This is a genomic window from Verrucomicrobium sp. GAS474 (genome assembly GCF_900105685.1).
Taxonomy (GTDB): Bacteria; Verrucomicrobiota; Verrucomicrobiia; order Methylacidiphilales; family GAS474; genus GAS474.
In genome coordinates this window covers 1,239,773-1,258,920 of sequence record NZ_LT629781.1, presented here as the reverse complement: position 1 = coordinate 1,258,920, position 19,148 = coordinate 1,239,773, and the positions used below count along the sequence as shown (strand labels likewise).

The window sequence follows — 19,148 nt, the reverse complement described above, 5'->3', positions numbered from 1 at the left end:
AAAAACCATTCATTCTATTTCTCTTTGGCATTCCTTTTTTTCATTGTTTTCCGGGCAAAAAAGGTCGAACTTCGGAGCCGGTGCCGGAGGATCGTCCCGCACCCCTTTCGAGTCCCCTAGAGTCGCCCCCCACGTTCCCCCCCCATGTCCGCCCCCCTCGATAGCCGTCAGATCCGCGCCTTCGTCACCCTCGCCCGCACCGGGTCGTTCACCCGCACGGGACGGGAGCTCCACCTTTCCCAATCGGCGGTCAGCCACTCCCTGAAGGCGCTGGAGGAAGACCTGGCCTGCCGCCTCTTCGAGCGGACCGGACGGAGCGTCCGCCTCACCCCGGCGGGGGAGGAACTCCTCGTCCATGCCGACAAGATCGTCGCCGAGATGGCCGTCGCGCGGGAGCGCCTCGGGCAGCTCAACCGGTGGGGCCACGGACGGATCCAGGTCGGCGTCACGACGACGGCCTGCCAGTACATCCTTCCGGGCGTCCTCCGCGAGTTCAAGGAGAGCTTCCCCCACTGCGCCGTCCAGATCGAGCCGGGGGACACCTCCGCCCTCCTCGACCTCCTGCGCGAGGGCCGCGTCGACTTCGCCATCGGCCTCGAGCCCCGGGACAAGACCGCCGTCGAGTTCCGCCCTCTCTTCGTCGACGAGCTCGTCTGCGCCGTCAGCTCCCTCCATCCGTGGGCCAAGCTCGGCCACCTCGACCGCGAGACCCTCCACGAGCAGCGTTTCATCCTCTACTCCAAGAACAGCTACGTCATCGCCGCCATCGAGGAATACTTCCGCGCCGAGAAGATGTCCCTCCCCGTCTCGATGGAACTCGGCAGCGTCGAGGCCATCAAGGAGCTGGTGAAGCTCGGCCTCGGCGTCAGCATCCTCGCCCCCTGGGCCATCCGGAAGGAACTGGAGGAGGGCTCCCTCGTCGCCATCCCCCTCGGGAAAAAGAAGCTCCGCCGCCAGTGGGGCATCCTCCTCCGCAAGAGCCAGCGCCTCAGCCTCGCCCACGAGACCTTCATCGGCCTCTGCAAGACCGTCACCGAGAACTTCGGTACTTGATCGGGACCCGTACCGGGGCGATGGTGGGGAACCCGCCCCCCTCCATGGACACCCTGACCCCGAACACCGATCCCGAAAGCCGGACCCGCTCCCGCCTCATCCTCGTCGGCTTCCTCGTCGCCTTCGTCGCCGTCATCGGCGGCTCCCTCTGGATCATGCCCCGCCAGATCGAGCGGGCGCGGATGGCCATCACCGTCTCGACCGCGAAGACCCTCTACACCGCCATCGCCACCGCCGGCACCGACCGCACCCCCGGCGGCATCGGCTACCCCGCCGAGAGCGGCGCGAAGACCACCCACGACTACCTCACCGCCCTCCAGGACAAGGGCTACATCAACATCAAGGACTACCCCCTCCTCTTCGGCCTCGTCCTCGCGAACACCTCCGAGGCCGACCCCCGCGACACCGTCCTCTTCGTCTCCCGCGCCGGGTACGTCCGCTACGTCCTCGGGAAACAGAAAAAACTCTCCCCCACCTACTTCGTCTACCACCTCGACGGCACCGTCGAGACCTTCCCCATCGACGTCCCCCTCACCCACCTCCCGACGCGGACCCCGACGTTTCTGGAGCCGTAAGAGAGGGCGCAATCACGTGTCCGAGTGCTCGCGGAACCGAAGGATCACCCTCCCATCGATACATCTCCCAATAGGAGTCTGGGCGCAGGGGTCCCGTCTACCCCCGCAATCCGTACCCTCGGACGCTCCGGGAAGCAGCGGATTTTAATCCAGTTAGGAGATGAGGCGCAGGGGGAACGCGTACGCCGAGTTAAGGCCCTTAGGAGGGGAGGTCACGGAGGGGCGAAGCCCCTCTGTGGCGTTAAAGCGGATCGCCTCCAGCTGTACAGGGTTGACCGCGCAGGTCCCGAAGGGCCGCTCCCCCCTACTCCACCGTAACACTCTTCGCCAAATTCCTAGGCTTATCGACATCGCGCCCCAGCAAGACGGCGCAGTGGTAGGCGAAGAGCTGGAGGGGGATGGAGGCGAGGATGGGCTGGAGGATCTCGGGGGCGTCGGGGATGTAGAGGACGTCGTCGGCGAGGGTGCCGATCTGGGTGTCGCCCTCGGTGGCGACGGCGATGACGGGGCCCTTGCGGGCCTTGATTTCCTGGAGGGTGCTGGCGTTCTTGTCGTAGACGGAGTCCTTCGGGCAGATGAGGACGGTGGGGGTCTCCTCGTCGATGAGGGCGATGATGCCGTGCTTGAGCTCGGCGGCGGGGTAGCCCTCGGCGTTGATGTAGGTGATCTCCTTCATCTTCAGCGCCCCTTCCATGGCGACGGGGACGTGGTGGAGGCGGCCCAGGAAGATCATGCTGCGGACCTTGTGGTATTTCTCGGCGACTTTCTTGATGGCGTCGTTCTGGGCGAGGAGTTTCTCGACGAGGCCGGGAAGGGCCTCGATGCCGTCGATGAGTTCCTGGCCCTGCGCGGCGGAGAGGTAGCGCATCCGCCCCAGCAGCAGGGCAATGAGGGTGAAGATCATGACCTGGCTGGTGAACGACTTCGTCGCGGCGACGCCGATCTCGGGGCCGGCGTGCATGTAGACGCCGCCGTCGCTCTCGCGGGGCATGGTGCTGCCGACGCGGTTGCAGATGCCGAGGGCGCGGTAGCCCTTGCGCTGGGCCTCGCGGAGGGCGCCGAGGGTGTCGAGGGTCTCGCCGGACTGGCTGACGGCGAAGACGAGGGTGCGGGGGTCCATCGGGGTGTTCCGGTAGCGGAACTCGCTGGCGTATTCGACCTCGACGGGGAGGTTGGCGAGGGTCTCGATGAGGTATTCGCCGACGAGGCCGGAGTGGCGGGCGGTGCCGCAGCCGACGATGACGATGCGCTCGATGCGGCGCAGTTCCTCGGAGGTCATGCGGAGGCCGCCGAGCTTCACGGTGGAGGCCTCGCGGTCGAGGCGGCCGCGGAAGGCGTCGCGGAGGGCCTGGGGCTGGTCGAAGACTTCCTTCAGCATGTAGTGGGGGAAGGAGCCGAGCTCGGAGATGGCCTCGGAGGCCTCGACCTGCTTCACGATGAAGTCGGCGTCGCCGCCGTCGATGGTGGTGACGGCGTGGGTGTCGGCCGTGATGGTGGCGATGTCGCCGTCCTTCAGCTCGATGACCTGCCCGGCGTGGCCGCCGATGGCCATGACGTCGCTGGTGAAGAAGTGGCCGTCCTTGGCGATGCCGATGAGGAGGGGGCTGCCGCGCCGCGCGCCGACGAGGAGGCCGGGATGGTCCTGGTGGAGGACGGCGATGCCGTAGGTGCCGGAGACTTCGCGCAGGGCGGCGCGGACGGCCTTCAGGAGGCGGTCGGGCTCGTTGCAGGCGTCGTAGTAGTGGCCGATGAGGTGGGCGAGGATCTCGGTGTCGGTCTCGGACTTGAAGGTGTGGCCGAGGGCGGTGAGGCGGTGCTTGAGCGCGAGGTAGTTCTCGACGACGCCGTTGTGGACGATGGCGAGGCGGCCCGATTGGTCGGTGTGGGGATGGGCGTTGGCGTCGCTGGCGGCGCCGTGGGTGGCCCAGCGGGTGTGGCTGATGCCGATTTTCCCGCCGATGGGGGTGGAGGAAAGGTGGGTGGCGAGGGCCTGGACGTGGCCCTTCTTTTTGGCGATCTTCAGGACGCCGTGGTCGAGGGTGGCGATCCCGCTCGAATCGTACCCCCGGTATTCCAGACGCCGAAGGCCGTCAAGGAGAAGGGGTTGCGCTTCTTTTTCGCCGAGGTAAGCAACAATGCCGCACATGAGGGGGCTAGCTTATGAGCCGTTTCCGCCCCGATGCAAGGTTCTCTTGCACGATTGTCCCCGATAATCGCACGGCGACCATCCTTATATGTTGCGTCGCTTGCGTTGACTATTTGACGATGTTTTCTTTATGATGAACTGTACCTTTTATGGATTCTCTTCCCTGCGCGACGGTGGCCTCACGTGATGTTCTGGCGATTATCATGGGAGGCGGCGCGGGAACCCGGCTCTTCCCGTTGACGAAGGACCGCTCGAAGCCGGCGGTGCCGCTCGCCGGGAAGTATCGCCTGGTCGATATCCCGATCAGCCTCTGCATCAACTCGGGTTTTCACCGTATCTTCGTCCTGACGCAGTTCAACAGCAGCTCCCTCCACCGGCACATCCAGCAGAGCTACCGCTTCGACGACTACTCCGGGGGCTTCGTCGAGATCATGGCGGCGCAGCAGACCCCGAAGGGGGCGACGTGGTACCAGGGGACGGCCGACGCGGTGCGGCAGAACCTCCGCCACTTCGAGAACCACGCCCACGACCTCGTCCTGATCCTCTCCGGCGACCAGCTCTTCCGGATGGATTTCCGCCGCCTGATCGACCAGCACGTCCGCTCCAAGGCCGACGTGACGGTCGCCGCGATCCCCGTCGGGCGGAGTGACGCGACCGGCTTCGGCATCCTCGAGATCGACCAGTCGAGCAAGATCACCCGCTTCGTCGAGAAGCCGAAGGACCCCGTCGTCCTCGACCAGCTCCGCCTCAGCGACGAGTTCCTGCGGAAGAACAACACCCCCTCGAACGATCCCCTCTACCTCGCCTCGATGGGCATCTACGTCTTCAACCGGAGCGTCCTGAAGGAGGCGCTGGCCGGGACCGAGACCGACTTCGGCAAGGACATCATCCCGACGCTGATCAAGAGCCACCGGGTCCAGTCCCACCTCTACCAGGGCTACTGGGAGGACATCGGGACGATCAAGGCGTTCTTCGACGCGAACCTCGACCTCTGCGAGGCGGTCCCGAAGTTCAACTTCTACGATTCCCTCTCCCCGATCTACACCCACGCCCGCTACCTCCCGGCGACGAAGATCTCGAACAGCAAGATCGACCGCGCCGTGATCGGCGACGGCTCGATCATCCTCGACGCCACGGTGGAGCGGTGCCTCATCGGCATCCGGAGCCGGATCAACAACGGCGCGGTGGTGAAGAACTGCATCATCATGGGACAGGACTTCTACGAGGAGGAGCCGCAGGCCGCCGAGAGCGTGTCGAAGGGGCTGCCGCGCGTCGGCATCGGCTACAACACGAAGATCGAGCGCGCGATCATCGACAAGAACGCCCGCATCGGCGACAACGTCGTGATCTCCCCCGAGGGAAAGCCGACGAACTTCGACGCGGAGAACTACTACATCCGCGACGGCATCGTCGTCATCCCGAAGGACGCTGTCATCCCCCACGGGGCGGTGATCTGATCAGGGGGTCGCGAAGAGGGCGGTGGGCACTCCTTCGGGATCGGGCAGAGACCCGGTACAGCTGGAGGCGCTCCGCACGGGTTAGACGACGCAAGAGGGGCTTCGCCCCTCCTGGACCTCCCCGTCAGATAGGCCTGAACTGTTCGGAGCGGTGCCGCATTAGGCTGTCCGCTTCGGGTAGAGCATGTCCGCTAGTTCCCTTGTCCGCTTGGGAGGAACCACCCGTCCCAGTGCTGGCGGAACCGAAGCGGCTTGTCTCACTCGACGAAGAAGGCACGATCATTTCTGGTGAGCACTTCCCAGCGCAATCCCCTCCTCCTTTCCGCGCGATGTGCCGGGGTCTGTTATCCGCGCCAGGCCGACGCGTGTCTTGAATATTTCCGCTCCTTCTTCGCCCATCCCGGCGGCGAGGAGGGCCTGGCACCGTGGGAGCCCGACGCGGAGGCCTCCCTCCCCGCGCCCCGGCTGATCGTCACCCCCCATATCGATTTCCGCGTCAGCGGGCGGGCCTACGGCCATGCCTTCGCGCCGTGGGTGCGGCGGCCCGCCGAGGCCGATTGCTACGTGATCGTCGGCGTCGGCCACCGGGCGGGGCTGCCGTGGAGCCTCGACGGGCGCGACTACGCGACGCCCCTCGGCACGATCCCGACGGCGGTCCCGGAACTCCTCGGGATCGTCGCCCACACCCAGCAGTCGGGGCCGCCCCTGCCGCTCGGCGAGGCGGCGGCCCACGTCGGCGAGCATTCGATCGAGTTCCCCCTCGTCCTCCTCCAGGCGCTGCGGAAGCTGCGCGGGATCGACCGTCCCTTCTCGTTCATCCCGGTCCTCTGCGGGGGGATGTTTCCCGAGGTCGCGGCGGGGCTCCCCCCGGCTCCCGGCTCCTCCGCCGACCGGCTGGCCGACGCGCTCCGCCACCTCCTCGGAACTCTCGGGCCGGGGCGGAAGGTCCAGGTGATCGTCAGCATCGACGGCTGCCACATCGGCCCCCGTTTCGACCACGCCTACCGCGTCGGCCCCGGGCGGCTCCGCGCCTGCGCGGCGTGGGAGGAGGAGCTGTGGCAGACGGTGGAGCAGGGCGACCTGGCCGCCTTCTTCGCCCACCTGGGGAAGGACCGGAACGCCCGTTACTTCGACGGCGTCGGGGCGCTGACGCTGATGATGAAAGTCTTCGGCCCCGGCCTCCGGCTCCGGCGGACCCATTACGAGCAGTGGCACACCGAGGCCGACGCCTCGGCGGTCACCTTCACGAGCGGCTGGGCGGAGTGACCGGGGGCGCCGCGTCGGCCTTCGGCTTCAGCCATTGCCGCACGATCTCCTCCGCCAGGCCGACGAAGTGGGCGAGGGACATCGGCTTCAGGGCGTAATCGTCGGCCCCCAGGTCCTTCGCGCGGACCCGGTCCTCGATCCGGCCCGAGGAGGAGAAGATGAGGACGGGGAGATGGCGGAGGCGCTCCTGGTTGCGGATCCAGATCAGGACGTCGAAGCCGGAGACGGTCGGCAGGTTGAGGTCGAGGAGGATCAGCGCGGGGGGCCGTCCGGCCCGCGCGGCCTCCCGCAGGTAATCGATCGCCTTCTGCCCGTCGTCGAGGACGTGGAGGCGCTCGTCGGCCCCGACCTTCTTGAAGGCGAGGCGCATGAAGACGACGTCGTCGGGCTCGTCCTCGACGTACAAGACAAAGGGATTCTCCATATCGCGCCTACGCTTCCGCCCGGCTCAGCTCGATCCAGAAGAGGCTTCCCTCGCCCGGCTTCGACTCGACGCCGACCTTGCCGCCCATCCGCTCGACGACTTTCCGCACCAGCGCCAGGCCGACGCCGGTCCCCTCGTACTCGCGGCTGCCGCGGTGGAACATGCCGAAGATCTTCGGGATCATCTCGGGCGCGATGCCGATGCCGTTGTCGGCGAACCGGAGCCGGACGGTCCCCTCCGTCTCGCCCGGCCCGGCGTCGACCCGGATCTCGGGGAAGCGGTCCTTGATGACGAATTTCGCCCCGTTCGCCAGGAGGTTGGAGAAGCACTGGGTGAGGCCCGCCGCGTTCGCCCGGACGGCGGGGAGCGGCCCCCCGATCGTCACCTTCAGCCGCATGGGGTGGAACTCGGGATAGGATTCGATCATCTCGCGCAGGAGGCGGGCGGGATCGATCGCCTCGAGGATCAGCTCCTCGCGGACGGCCTTGTTGTAGCTGAGGGCGTCGGTGATCAGCCGGTCCATCCGGCTGGCGGCGGTGATGATCCGGCCCAGGTAATCGTTCCGGTCCTGCTGGGTGAGGCCCTCGGCCTCGCAGAGGATCTCGGAGAATCCCTGCATCGCGCGGAGCGGGGCGCGCATGTCGTGGGTGATGGTGTAGGAGAAGTGTTCCAGCTCCTCGACGAGCTCGTGGAGCTTCGCCGTGCGGACCCGCACCAGCGTCTCGAGGCCCGTGTTCGCCCGGGAGAGCTCCTCGTGGAGCCGGACGATCTCGAGGATCAGGGAGGACTGGGCCGCGACCCACTCGATGACGCGGAACTGGTCGGAGGTCCACGGGCGGGGCGAGGAGGAGAAGAACTTCACCGCGCCGATCGGCCTGCCGTGGCTGTGGAGCGGGGCGGCGAGGATCGAGCGCGCCCCGGCGCTCTGGAGCCGGAGGTCGGGGCGGTCGGCGAGGTCGGCGACGAAGGCGACGCGGTTCTCTTCCATCACGACGGCGGCGAAGGAATGGGCGTAGGGGATCGGGTCCTCGGGGATCGGGTCGCCGGCGTGGGCGCGGACGATCAGCTGGTCGCCGACCTTCTCGATGATCGCCGCCGTCGCCGCCGCGCCGTCGAGGATGCCGAGGGCCGAGTCGCAGATCCGCTTCAGCACGGCGAGGTCCCCCTCGGGCGTGGTGAGGGACTGGAGGAGCATGTGGAGCATCGCCTCCCGCCGCTCCAGCTGGGTCGCGAAGGTCTGGAGTTCCTCGCCCTGCTGCTGCATCTCCTCGTTCTGCTGGGCCAGCTCCTCGCTCTGGGTGTGCATCTCCTCGTTTTGGCTGCTGATCTCCTCCTCGCGGGCGACGAGCTCCTCGTTCGCCCGCCGGAGGACGGCGGTCTGGGCGATCATCTTGTGGAGGACCGCGCCGATGATGACGAGGTTCGCCATCTGCATCGCCCACTGGATCCAGTCGTTCGTGTCGACGGGGGCGAGGATGACCCAGGTCTTGTAGGTGCTCATCGCCGCGAAGGCCGCGGCCATCGCCCAGAGCAGGCGGCGGTCCTTGTGCCAGAGGCAGAGGAGCATCGGCAGGGCGTAGGTCAGGGAGACCGACCGGTACTCGAAGAGGTAGAGCCGGATGTACCCCATCAGGCCGACGGTGACGACGAAGAGGGCGATCGAGATCGCGTCGGCCCGCGTGAACCGGGCGGAGGAGGCGGAAGCGGCAACGGGAGCGGGAGCGATCATGGACGGATTCCTTTGCGATAGAGGGAGGGGGCGATTTTCTGGAGCGCCAAATGGGGCGGCGGGATCTCGGCCTTGCCGGTGACGAGGAAGCCGCCGGGATTCAGCTGGGCGTGGAGCGCCGTCCACGCGGCGGTCGCGGCGGCGTCGGTGAGGTAGATGGAGACGTTGCGGAAGAGGATGAGGTCCCATGACTCGTCCCGGCGGGGATGGAGGGCGTTCCCGATCCGCCATTCGAGCCGCCGCGCGATCTCGTCGCGGACCCGGAAGCGGTTCTCTTTCCCGACGAAGAAGCGGTCCCGGACGGCGGGCTCGAGCGGGGCGACTTCCCGCGCCTCGTAGATCCCCCGGCGGGCCCGCTCGACCGCCTCGCTCCGGCGATCGATGCCGACGAGGCGGCCGGCGTCGGAGAGCGCCCCGAGCTCGTGAAGGAGGAAGGCGACCGAATAGAGCTCCTGCCCGTCGGAAGCGCCGACGCTGCAGACGCCGATCCCGGATCGGTCGGCCCGATCGGCACAATCGTCCAAAAGCGCGGGAAGGGCGAGGTCCCGCAGGGCGTCGAAGACGGGGCGGTCGCGGAAGAAGCCGCTCATCCCGATCAGGACCGCGCCGAGGGCCTTCGGGGCGAGGTCGGGACGGCGGACGAGGAGCGCCCGGGCATCGGCCCCCGAGGGAACCCGGAGCTGCCTCAGGCAGGCGGCGAGCCGCCGCTGGAGCGCCGGGGCGCGGTAGGCGGCGGCCTCGAGGTCGAAGCGTTCGAGGAGCCAGATCAGGAAGGGATCGGCCTCGACCTCAGCCTGCTCCCGGCGGCGGGAGACCAGCGCCGCACCGGAAGTCCACCGTGCCCGCCGACGGCCCGGCGCGGCGGTGTCGATAGCGGCGCCATCGACACCGCCATCGACACCAAGGAAGCAGATGTGGGAGAGGTCCTGCACGGAGGGTCATCATCAGGGAAACCGCCGAGGATAACAAGTCCGCAGCAGGGTGCGGCACCAGTTGGCTACACCCGGCGACTTTCCGGCCCGGCCTCGTCGACGACCTGGCCGTCGGGAGAAGGGGATTCCCCTACTTCCCGCCTTCGTCCGCCGGGGGCGGGGAAGGAGGAAGGGGCCGCCGCCATTCGTCGACCGTCAGCGTGCAGGTGAGGCCCGAGACGATGCGGACCCCCTCGGGGACGCGGTCGATCGCGATCCGCACCGGGATGCGCTGGGCGAGGCGGACCCAGGTGAAGACCGGGTTCACGTTGGCGAGGCCCTCGGAGGCGGGGGCGGCGTTGAGGTCGGTGATGCCCCGGCTGACGCCTTCCACGTGGCCGTCGAGGCCGGGGCCGCCCTGCATGAGATGGATCGCGACCCGGGCGCGGTCCCGGATGCGGCGGAGCTTCGTTTCCTCGAAGTAGCCGACGACGTAGAAGGAATCGCTGTCGACGATCGAGAGCTGCGGCGCGCCCGCCGGGGCGAAGTCGCCCGGGCGGAGGGTGAGGTTCGTCACGTAGCCGTTGACGGGGGAGACAAGGACGGAACGCTCCATGTTGAGCCGAGCGACGCCCCGGTCGGCGACCGCCTGGTCGTAGGCGGCGGAGGCCATGTCGGCGAGGGCCTGGTAGGTCTGCATCTCGTCCTGGGAGATCGCCTTCGCCTGGGCCTGGGAGAGCTCGACGCGGCGGCGGGCCTGGGAATCCTTCGTCTTGAAGTCGGCCTCGCGGAGCGCCACCGCCGCCTCGGCCTGGGCCAGCGCGAGCTGGAAGCGGGCGGGATCGACGACGAAGAGGACGTCGCCCTTGTGGACGAACTGATTGTCGGCGACCCGGACCTCGGCGACGGTGCCGGAGACCTCGGGGGCGACCTTCACCACCTCGGCCCGGACCCGCCCGTCGCGGGTCCACGGGGAGAGCATGTAATGGTTCCACAACACCCAGAGGGAGAGCGCGGCGAGGGCGACGACGGCCCCCGTCCGGCAGCGGCGGCGTTGCGGCTCGTCGAGGCGGCTCCAGAAAAGCTCCGCCTTGGCCTTCCACGTATTCCAGAGTGCTTTCATGCGATGTTAAAAAAGAAGGACGATGACGGTGAGGAGGATGATGAAGACGGAGAGCTTGAAGAGCGAGGGATGCCAGACCCGGCGCTCGATGTCGCGCAGGAAAAGGGAGCGGGTCCCGAGGTAGAGGGCGATCGCCGCCACGAGGTAGCCGACGATGGGGGCGAGGAAGACGCCGCCGATGTTCCATTCTTTCATCATGACCGGACTCCCGTCATAGCCTCTTGCCGCACCCGATGGAAGACTTCCTCCTGGTCGGCCAGCAGGAGCCAGATCCCCTCCAGGGAGGCCGCGGTGCGGACGCGGAAGAGTTTCTCCCGGCTCCCGTTCTCCGCCGGGGGGAGCCCCTCCAGCAGGAACGCGGCGACGCGGCGCGCCCCCTCCGCCGCCTCCCCGGCATCGGTGCCGAGATGGCGGAGACGGTCGAGGGCCCCGTCGATCGCCTCCCGCCAGCGCGGCGCCGCCTCTTCCTCCGCTCCCGCTGCCGCAAGATGGCGGAGGTCGATCACCGAGGCCCCGATCTGAAGGGCGGCGAAGGCGCTGTCGAGGACGCGGGTCTCCTCCTCCCGGGTCTCCAGGTGGGGCATCGACTCGAGGAGGCGGTGGTAGGTCCGGCTTTCCCAGACGGCCCGCGAGGGGAGGTCCCGATTCCGGGCCGAGGCGAGGGCCTCGACCTCTCCGCAGACGTTGCGGATGCAGCGGCCCGCGCGGCGGCGCGGATCGGGGCTGCGGAGGAGGAGGGCGCAGACCCAGGCGAAGAGGATGCCCGCCGCCGTCGCGAAGGCGTTCTCCAGGAAGCCGCCGAAGTCGTAGCTCATCGGGTTGCGCGGCGCGGTCAGCGTCATGATCAGCGTCAGGAAGATCGTCCCGATCCCGGCGACGGTCGGCGCGGTCGAGCTCATCGCGAGCGCCCCGACGGCGACGGGGAGCCCCAGGATCACGGCGAGGGGGACGAAGCCCTCGACCTTCGCCATCAGGCCGAAGAGGAGGAGGCCGCAGATCGGCACCGCGATCAGCGTCCCGATGAAGAAGGCGCGGACGAAGGCCTCGGGCGTCTTCTGGACCCAGGCGAGGCAGCAGGCGATGATGGTCATCGTCACCATCGTCGCGCCCGACGACCACGCCGTCGCGATCCAGAAACCGCCGGAGAGGAGGACCGCCGCCATGCCGTAGACGCCGGTGCGGATCGCTCCGGGGAGGTCCCGGTGGAAGTCGAGCCCGGCTCGGAGCGCCGGATCGATGGCCCGGCCGGAGCGCCAGTCGGCCCAGGCCTCGGCGGCGGTCTGGAGCGCTTCCAGGGTCTCCCGCAGCCGGTGGATGAAGATCGGAAGGGCGGGCGTCGCCCCCTCCTCGCGCGCCCGGAAGGCGAGGGCGACGAGGCGCTCCCGCGCCGGGCCGTAATCGGGGAGCGGCCCGCCCTCGGCGAAGTGGGCGAGGTCGAGCGCCGCCGCCTCGGCCTCCTCCAGCGCCGTCGTCGCCCGCGCCGAGGCGGCGGCCTGCTCCCCGGCCGGAAGCTGGCGGAGGTGGTGGAGGGAAAAGAGGACGCCGCCGAGGCCGGTCACCGCGTGGAGGAGGGCGGCGGCGACGCCGAAGAGCTCTTCCCTCTGGTTCCGCACCCGCTCCGATTCCGAGGCGGCGAAGGTGACGAGCGAGTCGAGCTTCAGCACCTCCCCGGCGAGGCTCCGGCGGCGGGGCTTGAGCCCCGTCATCACGTCGCCCTCGCGGAGTTCCCCGAGGAGCGCCGCCGCCTCGCCGAAGAGCCAGCGGACGCGGAGCTCCATGTTCCGCGAGGCCCCGCCCGGCTTGAGGAGGCCCGCGACGAGCGCCGCCGAGGCGATCCCGACGAAGATCGCCGCCCCGCGGGCCATCGCGATGTCGAACGTCTGGAGGGGGCTCTGCGGGACGACGGCGAGGGCGATGATCGCCGTGCTGTACCCGGCCAGGATCGCGCCGTAGGAGGCGAAGTTCCGCAGGAGGCTGGCGACCCCGAGGCAGAGGCCGACCCAGAGGGCGAGGGCGAGGAGGAAGAGCTCCGGCGTCTGGGCGAAGAGCCCCGCCAACGCCACCGAGACGGCCCCGCCGACCACCGTCCCGGCGAGGCGGTAGAGACTCTTCGAGACGATCTGGCCGTAGACCGGATTGGCGACGATCAACGCCGTCGTCGCCGCCCAATAGGGGCTCTCCAACTGGAGGGCGTAGGCCGCGTAGAGCGCGCCGACGGCGGACAATGCGGTCCGCGCGGCGAAGCCGTAGGCTCCGGGGATGGGTTGGAAGAGGAAGGCGGGCCGGCCCGGGGGCATGGGGGGAGGGTAGGGGGGATTGGGGGGTTGGGCAAGGGTGGGGGCGGGGCTGGAGCCGGGGGGCCGGGCGGCCCTTCGGGGCTTGCGGGGTCGACCCTGTACAGCTGGAGGCGACCCGCTTTATAGCCCAAGAGGGGCTTTGCCCCTCCTCGAACCTCCCCTTCGGAGGGCCTGATCTAGGCGGACGCGCTTGGGCGGCGCCTCGTCTCCGAACTGGATTAAAATCGGATGGTTCCGGTACGCCCGAGGGTACGGGTGCGGGGGGAGACAGGGCCAATACGCCCGGACTCCTATGTGCGGGCTCACTTTCCGCAGACTGAGGCGACGGTTTGGGCTAGGGAGCGGGTGTTAATCGGTTTTACCACGTAGGAGGCGAAGCACGTTTTGCTTGCCCGGGTGTCGGGGAAGTAATCGGGGTAGGCGGTGACGGCGATGACGGGGATCGTCCGGGTCTCCGGTTTCCGGTGAAGCATCTGGGTCATCGTCACGCCGTCCATCCCGGGCAGGTCGAGGTCGGTCACGATCACGTCGGGTTGCTTCTCCACGGCCAGCGCGAGGGCCTCCTCGGCGCTCCGGGCGCGGAGGACGGTGTAGCCGCCGCGCTCGAAGACCGAACGGATCAGCTTCGCGTCGGCGTCCTGGTTCTCGACGATGAGGATGGTGAGGCTCATGAGGTCGGATTTTCCCCCTTCATAACCCGGGGCAGGGTGACAATAAAGGAACTTCCCCGGCCAAAAACGCTTTCCACGGTAATCGTCCCGCCCTGCATCTCGACGATCTTCCGGGTGAGGGCGAGGCCGAGGCCGGTCCCCTGGTAGGAGCGGGAATAGCTGTCGTCGAGCTGCTCGAATTCCCGGAAAAGCCGGGGGACGTTCTCGGGGCGGATGCCGATCCCGGTGTCGCGGACGACGAGGGTGAAGCGGTCGTCCCCGGCGAGGGCGATCCCGATGTCGACGCACCCGTCGGCAGGGGTGAACTTCACCGCGTTCGAGAGGAGGTTGTAGAGGACCTGCCGGAATTTCCGGGGATCGAGGGTCACCTTATCGAGGCCGGGGGCGATCGACGAGGTGAGTTCGATCCGCTTCTTGCGGACGATCGGATAGACGACGGAGCGGACCCGCTCGATCGCCTCGGGGAGGGAGAAGGTCTCGGGCGCGAGGTCGATCTTCCCCGACTCGACCTTCGCCAGGTCGAGGACGTCGTTGATCAGCTGGAGGAGGTGGTTGCTGCTCGTGAGGATGTCCCCCAGATACTCCCTCTGCTCCTCGTTCACCTCGCCGGGGAGGCCGTCGACGAGGAGTTCCGAGAAGCCGATGATGCAGTTGAGCGGCGTCCGCAGCTCGTGCGACATGTTCGCGAGGAAGCGGTTCTTCGCCGCCGCCGCGTTCTCCAGCTCGACGTTCTTCTCGTGGAGGGCGAGTTCCATCCGCTTCCGCTCGGTGACGTCGATGTTCACCCCGATGAGGTTGGTGACGTTGCCCGCGGCGTCGAGGCGGACCGCCTCGGCCATGTAGATGTGGCGGACGGTGCCGTCGGGGAGGCGGATGCGGAACTCGGTGTCGCCCCGGCCCTTCTCCTCGATCACCCGGCGCATCCCGGCCATGGTCGCGTCGAGGTCCTCGGGGACGACCCGGCTCGCCCATTCGTCCCGGTCGAGGGGCATCCCCTCGCGCTCCGGGCAGCCGTAGATCGCGAACATCCGCCTGTCCCACATGACGCGCCGCGTCCGGAGGTCGAGGTCCCAGACGCCGGTCTGGGAGGCGTCGGCGGCGAGGGCGAACCGCTCCGAGACGGTCCGCAGCGCGTCCTCGGTCTGGCGGCGGCGGCGCGCCTCGCGGTCGGTGAGGGCGTGGGCCAGCACCAGCAGCGCCGCCGCCATCGCGCAGCCGAAGAGGAGGAGGTGGACCGTCTGCTGGAAGTGGCCCTCGCCCTCCGTCCGCCGCTCGACGAGGAGGCGGTTTTCCTCGTCGGTGAAGAGCTTCATGTCGGCCAGGAACCGGTTGATCGCGTGGAAGCCGACGCCGTCCGACTCGAGGCGGACGATCCCGGAGATCCCCTCCCGGTCCCGGACCGCGATCATCCGCTTCGCGTAGGCGATCATCTCGGCCAGCTCGCCGGGGATCGGCGCGAGGCGCTGCAATTGGCCGGGGTTGTCCCCCACCAGCAGGGTGAGCTTCCCCAGGTGCTCCTCGGCGTGTTCCGCCCCCTGCAGGTAGATTTCCTGGAGGGCGGGCTGCCCGGTGAGGGCGTAGCCCCGCATGCCGCGCTGGATGTCGAAGATGTCGGCCCGGAAGGTCTGGGCGACGGTGAGGACCTCGTTGCTGTGGCGGCGGATCTTGAACGAATCCTGCAGCTGCGCGAAGCCGGTGGCGCAGATCAGCGCGATCATCGCCATCAGCGTCAGCGAGCCCGTCGCCGGGAGCCACCGGATAAAGTCGTGGCCGATCCGCCGCGCGCCCCGGCCCGCCCAGACGAGGAGGCCGCCGCTGCAGAGGAAGAGCGCCAGCGTGGCGTAGCCCGACATCCGGGCGTAGACGCCCCAGCCGGTCGTCGGCTTGATCCCGAAGAGATAGCCGACGAGGCTCATGCTGACGACAACCCCGACGATGCAGCTCAGGATGCCGACGGTGGCGTAGCGCCGGGGCGACAGGCTGGAGATAGGCCGACCGCAGAGGCCGAGGGCGGCGCCGAGAAGGACGAAGCAGACGGCGGTGAGGAGGGACATCCGGTCGGGAAAGAGCTCGCCCGGGAGGTCGGGGGCGTCGAAGACCGCGCGGTCGATTCCGAAGTCCCGGCCCAAGAGGTATTCGAGCGCCGAGAGCGCCCCGATCCCGACGACGAGCCAGCCGAGCCAGCCGACCCACGGGGCGGGGCGGCCGTCGCGCCGCAGCCCGAGGAACGCGAGCGCCGCGCCGCAGAAGCCGAGGCAGAGCGCCGTGTTGTACTTCATCGGGGCCAGCGGGAACCGGTGGAAGATCCCCTCGCCCGAGGCATGCCAGGCGGCCAGGAAGAAGAGGCCGATGACGAGGCTTGCCACACCGCCGCCGAAGGGGATCCACCGCTTGGCCTCCTCCCGCAGCCGCGCCATGCGCGCCGAGGGGAGCCAGGTGGAAAGGGAAGAGGGGATCGGTTTCATTCGCAGTGTCACGTTCCGATGTCTCCCTTGAGTCGATATCGATTGATTCTCCATTCTCGCAAAAATCCCCCCGATCGGACACCTTTTTCCCCCGTCTGATCAGAATTACCCATCTTCAACCGGGGGAATCCCGGCACGCCATGCGCCTCCCCTTTTTTCCCGGAGGGATTGCCTCGCGGGAAGCGGCTGGCAGGATCGCCTACGCTACACCGTCTTTTGCATGATCGCTTCCGGTTTTTCCCTTTTCCTCGCGCAGGCGGCCTCTTCCGACGTTCCCGACCACTTCGCCTGGGGCGCGGGGACGTGGGCCCTCGCCGCCGCGGGGGCGCTCTTCATCGGCTTGAACAAAGGGGGGTTGCCCGGCATCGGGATCTTCACCGCGATCCTCTTCGCCCTCCTCCTCCCGGCGAAGGTCTCGACCGGCTTCGTCCTGCCGCTCCTCATCGTCGGCGACATCGGGGCCTGTCTCTTCCTCTTCCGGCACGACGCCCGGTGGGACCTCATCCGCCGCCTCCTCCCGCCGACCCTCCTCGGCGTCGTCCTCGGCTTCCTCCTGATGGACCGGATTCCCGAGACCCTCTACCGGCCCCTCATCGGCTGGCTCACCCTCGGCCTCGCCGCCCTCCAGCTGATCCGGGACAACACCGGCAACCGCCTCGACCAGGTCGTCGCCTCCCATCATTACGGGCGCGGGATGGGCGTCCTCACCGGGGTCACCACCATGCTGGCGAACGCCGCCGGGCCGGTCTCGACGCTCTACTTCCTCAGCCTCCGGCTCCCGAAATGGGAGATGGTGGGGAGCATCGCGTGGCTCTTCCTCATCACCAATCTCTGCAAGGTCCCGTTCAGCGCGAAGATGGGCCTCATCACCGGCCACTCCCTCCTCTTCGCCGCCGCCCTCGCCCCCCTCGTCGCCCTCGGCCTCTGGCTGGGCCGCCGCATCGCGGCAAAGATCCCGCAGAAGGCCTTCGAGCAGGGGGCGCTATGGCTCTCCGTGCTCGCAGCGCTGAAGCTGCTGTGGAGATAAGGACCCGAACTCCCCCCAGCCCACGGACGCGTGATTCCTCCCAAGCGCCGCGGGGAACTAGCGGATAGTGGTCACATCACGTGGTACCACTTTAAGAGAAACAGTTGTCCAGTTCAGGCCTATCAGAGGGGGAGGTGCAGGAGGGGCGCAGCCCCTCTTGCATCTTTAAACGCGCGGATTACACCCACCTGTACCGGGTCTGTACCCAGTCCCGAAGGGCACTCTCCTCCACTTCGCGAACCCTTTGAATACCGCCTCACCCTAAACCGCCACGCCGAGCCGCTTGGCGATTCGCTCCGCGATCTCCCGCCGCTCCGCGATGATTCCGGCCATCGCGGTGCGGTAGTGCTCGACGATCTCGGGCGGGGCCTCGGAGGGGGTGCCGCTGCGGAAGGGGGGCTGCGGGGAGTAGGCCATCCCGAGCTGGATCCCCTTCGCCACCCGCTCCCCGCGCAGGAGGGCGGCGACCTGGAGCCCGGCGTCGATCCCCGCCGTGATCCCGGCGGCGCTGACGACCGCGCCGTCGATGACGGTCCGCTCGTCGACGGGGATCGCGCCGTAATATTTCAGGGTGTCGAGGAAGGCCCAATGGGTCGTCGCCCGGACGCCCTTCAGCAGCCCCGCCGCGCCGAGGAGGAGGGCGCCGGTGCAGACGGTGAAGACGTACTTCGCCCCCGCCGCCTGACGCCGGATGAAGTCGAGGGTCTCCTCGTCCTCCATGAGGGCGTTCTGGCCGGGGCCGCCGGGGAGGAGGAGGATGTCGGCGGGCGGGGCCGAGGCGTAGGAGCAGTTCGGCGTGAGGATGAAGCCCCGGCTGTCGGCCACCGGCTCGCCGGTCTTCCCGACGATGTGGAAGGTCGACTGGGGGAGCCGGGCGAGGACGCCGAAGGGGCCGGTGAAGTCGAGCTGCTCGATCTTGGGGAAGACGAGGCCGACGATGGTCAGGGGATCGGGGGGATGTTGGGACATAAGGAGGGGTGGAGAGGGAGGTCAGGCCGGGACGATCCGGGGGAGGACGGCGCGGTAGATCGTCTTCCCGTGGAGGTCGACGTAGGCGAGGCAGAGGGTCTCCGCCGTGAGCGCGACCGAGGCGAAGCCGGAGACTTTCTCGGCGAAGAGCGATTCCTTCGTCCTCTCGACGTCGCGCACCGTCGAGCCGCCGCCCGAGACGAAGTGCTCGATCCCCTCGGAGGAAAGGTGCTGGAGGTCGTGGTCGTGGCCGCAGAAGTAGGCGCGGACGCCCCCCTCCCGGAAGACGGGGAGGAGCCGCGCGCGGACGTCGAGCTGGTCGGTGTCGTGGAGGCCGCCGGAGTAGAGCGGATGGTGGCCGACGACGATCTTCCACGCCGCGTCCGACTTCCGCAGCGCCTCCCGGAGCCACGCGACCTGGGCGTCGACGTCCTGCCCGCGCGTGTTGGTCCCGAGGCGGAGGTGGGTCGAGCCGTGGTAGTCCCGGATCATCGGACTCGTGTCGACGAAGAAGAAATCGGCCCGGGCCTTCCCCGCCGGGTCGAGGGGGAAGCCTTGGACGTAGTAACGTCGGGGCATCCGCCAGCGTCCGTTCCGCAGGCCGTAGGCGATCTCGGCCTCGGGCTCCGTATGGTAGTCGTGGTTCCCGAGGATCGCGTACCACGGCACCTGGAGGGAGGGGGCGGCGTAGACCTTCTCGAACGAGGTCTGCCACTGGGGATCGTCGGCCGAGGCAACGCCGTCCTCGTAGAAGTTGTCGCCGAGGGCGAAGACGCAGCGGACCGGCTCCCGCGCCGCCAGCTCCCCCATCCGGAGGGCGACGGCGGCCTGGCTCGGCTCCCCTCCCCGGCCCCAATCGCCGACGGCGAAGAAGCGGAAGGCCGTTTCCGCAGGGGAAGAGACCGGCGCTTCGGCGGCGAAGGCGGGAAGATGGGGCAGGACGGTCCCGGCGGCGGTGGCGACGAAGAGCGTGCGGACGAAAGCGCGTCGGGTCGTCTCCATCCCCCCACTGTAGCCCTATCGGTCAATCGAAGC

Annotated in this window: 16 protein-coding genes; 5 read left to right on the top strand and 11 right to left on the bottom strand. The window is 68.5% G+C overall.

The annotated features are described in order from the left end of the window. The first annotated feature begins 144 nt into the window (after positions 1–144). Both BLU04_RS05100 and BLU04_RS05095 read left to right on the top strand, forming a co-directional pair. Positions 145–1,053, top strand: coding sequence for a LysR family transcriptional regulator (locus BLU04_RS05100; protein WP_093283055.1), 909 nt, complete (start codon positions 145–147; stop codon positions 1,051–1,053). 44 nt (positions 1,054–1,097) lie between these two features. Next, complete coding sequence (locus tag BLU04_RS05095; RefSeq protein ID WP_093283053.1) at positions 1,098–1,628, top strand: hypothetical protein; 531 nt, start codon at positions 1,098–1,100, stop codon at positions 1,626–1,628. 304 nt (positions 1,629–1,932) lie between these two features. On the opposite strand, the gene glmS is transcribed toward BLU04_RS05095, so the two are convergent. Next, positions 1,933–3,774, bottom strand: a complete 1,842-nt coding sequence (gene glmS, locus BLU04_RS05090; RefSeq protein ID WP_093283051.1) for a glutamine--fructose-6-phosphate transaminase (isomerizing) — start codon at positions 3,772–3,774, stop codon at positions 1,933–1,935. A 149-nt stretch (positions 3,775–3,923) separates the two neighbouring features. Here glmS and BLU04_RS05085 point away from each other — a divergent pair, with 149 nt between their 5' ends. Then, on the top strand, positions 3,924–5,231 hold the full coding sequence (locus BLU04_RS05085) for a glucose-1-phosphate adenylyltransferase (protein ID WP_093283050.1): 1,308 nt from the start codon (positions 3,924–3,926) through the stop codon (positions 5,229–5,231). Positions 5,232–5,519: 288 nt separating this feature from the next. Next, positions 5,520–6,497 (top strand): AmmeMemoRadiSam system protein B, encoded by a 978-nt coding sequence (gene amrB / locus BLU04_RS05080; protein WP_157895137.1) that lies wholly within the window; start codon positions 5,520–5,522, stop codon positions 6,495–6,497. Here the strand turns inward: amrB and BLU04_RS05075 are convergent. The 8 genes from BLU04_RS05075 to BLU04_RS05040 form a co-directional block, all read right to left on the bottom strand. Continuing rightward, positions 6,475–6,921, bottom strand: a complete 447-nt coding sequence (locus tag BLU04_RS05075) for a response regulator (RefSeq protein WP_093283045.1) — start codon at positions 6,919–6,921, stop codon at positions 6,475–6,477. The genes amrB and BLU04_RS05075 overlap by 23 nt on opposite strands. A 7-nt stretch (positions 6,922–6,928) precedes the next feature. Beyond that, positions 6,929–8,650 (bottom strand): GAF domain-containing sensor histidine kinase, encoded by a 1,722-nt coding sequence (locus tag BLU04_RS05070; RefSeq protein ID WP_093283043.1) that lies wholly within the window; start codon positions 8,648–8,650, stop codon positions 6,929–6,931. Next, complete coding sequence (locus BLU04_RS05065; protein ID WP_093283040.1) at positions 8,647–9,582, bottom strand: CheR family methyltransferase; 936 nt, start codon at positions 9,580–9,582, stop codon at positions 8,647–8,649. The genes BLU04_RS05070 and BLU04_RS05065 overlap by 4 nt, the downstream gene beginning before the upstream one ends. A gap of 130 nt (positions 9,583–9,712) precedes the next feature. Then, positions 9,713–10,684: an HlyD family secretion protein gene (locus BLU04_RS05060; protein ID WP_093283038.1), complete on the bottom strand. Its 972-nt coding sequence runs from the start codon at positions 10,682–10,684 to the stop codon at positions 9,713–9,715. Between the two features lie 6 nt (positions 10,685–10,690). Beyond that, entirely contained in the window at positions 10,691–10,882 is a 192-nt protein-coding gene (locus BLU04_RS05055) for a DUF1656 domain-containing protein (RefSeq protein ID WP_093283036.1), read from the bottom strand. Next, positions 10,879–12,981, bottom strand: coding sequence for an FUSC family protein (locus BLU04_RS05050; RefSeq protein WP_093283033.1), 2,103 nt, complete (start codon positions 12,979–12,981; stop codon positions 10,879–10,881). The genes BLU04_RS05055 and BLU04_RS05050 overlap by 4 nt, the downstream gene beginning before the upstream one ends. A gap of 302 nt (positions 12,982–13,283) precedes the next feature. Continuing rightward, entirely contained in the window at positions 13,284–13,652 is a 369-nt protein-coding gene (locus tag BLU04_RS05045) for a response regulator (protein WP_093283029.1), read from the bottom strand. Beyond that, on the bottom strand, positions 13,649–16,117 hold the full coding sequence (locus BLU04_RS05040) for an ATP-binding protein (RefSeq protein WP_162274641.1): 2,469 nt from the start codon (positions 16,115–16,117) through the stop codon (positions 13,649–13,651). The genes BLU04_RS05045 and BLU04_RS05040 overlap by 4 nt, the downstream gene beginning before the upstream one ends. Positions 16,118–16,337: 220 nt before the next feature. On the opposite strand from BLU04_RS05040, the gene BLU04_RS05035 reads away from it, so the two are divergent. Next, a complete protein-coding gene (locus tag BLU04_RS05035; protein ID WP_093283023.1) occupies positions 16,338–17,144 on the top strand; it encodes a sulfite exporter TauE/SafE family protein in 807 nt (268 codons plus the stop codon). A 261-nt stretch (positions 17,145–17,405) separates the two neighbouring features. Here the strand turns inward: BLU04_RS05035 and BLU04_RS05030 are convergent, their stop codons facing one another. Together BLU04_RS05030 and BLU04_RS05025 are read right to left on the bottom strand one after the other, a co-directional pair. Then, positions 17,406–18,113, bottom strand: coding sequence for a DJ-1/PfpI family protein (locus BLU04_RS05030; RefSeq protein ID WP_093283020.1), 708 nt, complete (start codon positions 18,111–18,113; stop codon positions 17,406–17,408). A 21-nt stretch (positions 18,114–18,134) separates the two neighbouring features. Then, complete coding sequence (locus tag BLU04_RS05025) at positions 18,135–19,115, bottom strand: tartrate-resistant acid phosphatase type 5 family protein (RefSeq protein WP_093283018.1); 981 nt, start codon at positions 19,113–19,115, stop codon at positions 18,135–18,137. Positions 19,116–19,148 lie beyond the last annotated feature (33 nt).